The following is a 4,074-nucleotide window of genomic DNA, read 5'->3' as shown; positions in this document are numbered from 1 at the left end:
ATTCGACCCGTAAACATACAGGCTCGATGAGGCAACTGGGGCAAATGAAGCGCTCAAAATCTCAAAGTGCGGACTTTGTTGACGGGGACTTAGAAACCCCGTCCGTCTACACGGCGGGGTAGTTCATTTCTTACAGGTGATATTAATGTCGAAGATTCTTTCTTTCAAGGTTCTTTAGATTTTTTCTGGTCGTATGTTGAATTTGAAGAAATACAGCCATTTACTTGGGAAGTGACTTTAAATGATTTGAATTGGGTTGACTTTCCGACAGGAAAAATTGTTGATGTTGAGGGATTTTGGGAAGGTTTTTTACAAGGAGTGGTTATAGATTTTACAGGAAACTTCAGAGAAAGAGAAGGTTCTCCTGGACTTGAGGATGTTGTTTCCGTTTCTCACACAGATGATTCTGTTACCTTAGCGTTTTCTATCGATCAAACTTTTGGAGAAGATTTTGGAGAAGGTATTGCTTTAGGAATGGGCGAAATATTTTTCCAGGTTGACCTCATTGTGGAACATGATGCTCCTGTAGCAACTCCCGAACCTACAGCATTAGGAGCATTGTTAGCTTTAGGTGCTTTGGGTGTTAGCAAAAAGATGAAGAAAAAATAGGCTGCCAAACTATTTTGTTAAGTTCATAATTTGATTAAATAACGCTTCAAGTTAGATGATTTGGCACAACCATAATTATACCAGTTTTAATCATATTCATTAGACATCTCCAAAAACCAAAAATCAAATCAATTCTCACACTAGATATATCAATTATTTCCCCTCCCAGGAGGGGGAGGGGCGAGGGGTGGGTTCCCTACTGCCTACAGCAAAGCTGCCTACTTCCTCTTTTGGAGGAGATGTCTATTGAGTATAGCAGTGGAAGGAAAGGGCGCGAACATATCAACAGCTTAAAACTCAGACAACTAAAATTTTTCCTTCTTGCTAATCAATAATGAATATAGATCATAGTTCTTCGATAACTGTTGCTCCCATGTCTGTTTTCAGATTGGAGGTTTTAAATGCAGAAACTAAACTCGGAACAGATGTATGACAAACAGATGAATTGTAGTTGTGCCCATATCTAGGGTTTCTAATTGCAACTGAGAATGTATGGTTACAAGTTCTATTGATCGTCACTTGCTTAAATTTAGAATTTTTGCAATTAGTTTGTAACATTTTACCTGCCTTAGAATAAATAACTTTTGTTGACTGTAAGTAAATTTGAGTATTCTCTAATTAATATAGAACCTAGATAAACATTCACAATTGAACGCAAAATTTTATACAAATGTCATTGCTAAATTAATGAATATTTACTAATTATATCAAATCCGTTTAATTGTATATAGATCAAATGGGAGACCGATATGGAATAGTAAACGTCTAAGAGTTTAGCATCCTCTACTGACTACTAAATTGAAGTGAGGTTGTTCAACCAGATTTGATATTATATATAAACTTAACATATTTTAGTTAAATTTTCAATAAATTCAGGTTAAATTTCAGTAAAAAGATATATTTCTGATGATAAATAAGTATTTATATTGATTCTGTCTCCAGAATTGCTGTCTCCTGACTCCTTGTTTGATCAGACATTTTAGTCGGCAAAGTAATAGTAAATTCTGTTCCTTGCTCAGAATTAGAAATCACTTCAATTTGACCACAATGCTGTTGAATAATCTGATAACAATTGGTTAATCCTAAACCCGTACCTTGACCAACAGGTTTTGTCGTAAAAAATGGGTCAAATAATTTTTCTATAATTTTTGCTGGTATTATTGGACCGTTATTCCAAAAACTAATTTTAACTCGATCGCTCTCTATTTTTTCAGTCTGAATTTTTAAAGTAGGAACAAAATCTAGTTGATGATCTTGAAATTGAGATTCTGATTCATTGATTGCATCAATAGCATTAAAAATAATATCTAAAAATACTTGATTTATTTTTGCTGGATAACATTCAACTAAAGATAATTCTCCATAGTTTTTAATTACTTTTATGTGCTGAATTTTATTGTTTAAAATAACAAGAGTATTTTCAATACCTTCTTGGAGATTAACAAATTTAATTTCTGATTCATCAAGGCGAGAAAAGTTTCTTAAAGATTGAACAATATGCTTAATTCTTTCTGCCCCATTTTTCATTGAAGATAAAACTTTTACAAAATCTTCAGCTAAAAAATCTAGGTCAATTTCCTCAATATACTCTTGAATTTCTGGTTTTGGTTGAGGATAATGCTGCTGATATAAATCTATTAACTGTAATAAATCACGAACATATTGTTTCGCATAATCAGTATTACCATAAATGAAGCTAACTGGGTTATTAATTTCATGGGCAACTCCACCTACCATTTTTCCTAAACTAGACATTTTTTCTGTTTGAACAAGTTGAGATTGAGCTTGTTTAAGTTGTTGAAGTGCTTTAGTAAGTTCAATAGTACGTTCTTCCACACGATTTTCTAGAGTTTTGTGAGACATTTCTAGCTGATGAGTGTACTCTCCTACCCATAAAATAAGTTGATTTAAAGAAGTAGCTAATAATCCAACTTCATCTTTTGTATTTACAGTAGCTTGTAATTGAAAATTAGATTCCTTTGTTACTTGTTGAGCAACTTCAGCGAGTTGTTTGATAGGATTAGCAATTAAACGACTTATATAAATCGCTAAAAACGTCGCTATTCCTAGAGAAGTTAAAACACTAATAATAATAATTTTTTTTTGTAGCTGAGTTACCGTTTTTAAGGCAGCATGAGCCTCATAATCTTGAGCTTCTGCTACTTTCACAATAGCAATTAGTTCTTGTGAAAGGCGATCGAATTTTCGGTATATTTGAGTAGCTTTATTTTTACTCAATGAAGTAATAATCATCTGCTGTGCTTGTAGAATTTCCTCTTGCTTTAAGTTAGGAATATCTATTTGTTTCCAAAGATTATTGATATAATTAAAATATGAATTTGTTGCCGCTTTATATGATTTTAATAGTTGCCTATATTCCTTTGTGTCTATAGCTAGATCCTGAGGATGGTTATCTATAAAAATAGTAAGTTCTTCTAAATTTTCCCTAACTTTATTAACATATCCTAGAAATTTTGCTTTTTCAAAATCGAACCAAATTTTTTTAGCTAATGCCGGAACTAAATTTTGTGGATGAGACCGCATCCCTAAAACAGCTTTTTCCATATCATTGAGAAGATGGCTATGCTTATCTGCAACATATAGTTTTTGTAGCACTCGTCTTTCATATTCTTCTGAAATAACTAACCCTAAAGTAATTCCAATTACAGCAACACTTATTGCCATAGCATAGCTATAACCAAATTTTTGAGCAATACTCAAACCATTGAATAAATTAGCTATCCTAATTAATTTATTTTTTATCTTCAACTTAATCAAAAATTTGAACATACTATTTTGATTTTTTTGTGCCATAGAAGAAGGAACTTCTATATATTGGAAATTTTTAGTTTTTTTCAGATTGCATAAATATGATTTTAGCCATTATTCTGCACAGTCAATAAATCATTAAAAAATGAGAAATATTACAGCGTATTATCTGCAAAAGTAGTACATGATTTTTTTGATATTTGGCGACTTATTCCACTTAAAAAAAAGTCAATCGTCAGAGAGTGTTTATAAAGTAAAGATTAAGACAGCTAGAGTGCTTGATTTTCGGGCGTTGGTGAAAAGAGGTATGATATCATGTCCAGATAAGAGCGCGATAGAACTCTGTGATATCAAATCCGGTAGCATCGGAGTAATTAAACCTGAATTTTCGGCCACCAATGGTACTGGGTTATAGCCTTGATTGCAAATTGCTGTGTTAAAAGAACTTGACAACGCTCAAACAGAATTTCTTCTAACTCTTCGAGGCTGGTAAATGAACGATTTGCGATCGGTTCATTAATTAGAGGCCATAACCTTTCTGCTGGTTGTCATATCAAATCCGGTAGCATCGGTATAAAAAAATTAAACCTGATAAATTAAGGGATGAATAGTAAGAGTTGGGCGATCGCCATGCCGAGATTGTTAAAGCTAGAACCACACAAAAGTATCGAAGAGTTGGAAAAACTCTACCGACAA

Annotated in this window: 2 protein-coding genes and 1 pseudogene; 1 reads left to right on the top strand and 2 read right to left on the bottom strand. The window is 32.9% G+C overall.

Going from position 1 to position 4,074, the window contains the following annotated elements:
* Positions 1-231: 231 nt before the first annotated feature.
* Positions 232-609, top strand: a complete 378-nt coding sequence (locus F6K06_RS33160; protein ID WP_287245270.1) for a PEP-CTERM sorting domain-containing protein — start codon at positions 232-234, stop codon at positions 607-609.
* Positions 610-1,530: 921 nt separating this feature from the next.
* Here F6K06_RS33160 and F6K06_RS33155 read toward each other — a convergent pair.
* Together F6K06_RS33155 and F6K06_RS33150 are read right to left on the bottom strand one after the other, a co-directional pair.
* Entirely contained in the window at positions 1,531-3,423 is a 1,893-nt protein-coding gene (locus F6K06_RS33155) for an ATP-binding protein (RefSeq protein WP_287245267.1), read from the bottom strand.
* Positions 3,424-3,752: 329 nt separating this feature from the next.
* Positions 3,753-3,926 (bottom strand): annotated as a pseudogene (locus F6K06_RS33150) (IS630 family transposase); the annotation flags it as partial.
* Positions 3,927-4,074 lie beyond the last annotated feature (148 nt).

It is taken from the genome of Okeania sp. SIO1H4 (assembly GCF_010672695.1).
Classification (GTDB): Bacteria; Cyanobacteriota; Cyanobacteriia; order Cyanobacteriales; family Microcoleaceae; genus Okeania; species Okeania hirsuta.
This window is presented reverse-complemented; position numbering and strand designations above follow the sequence as displayed.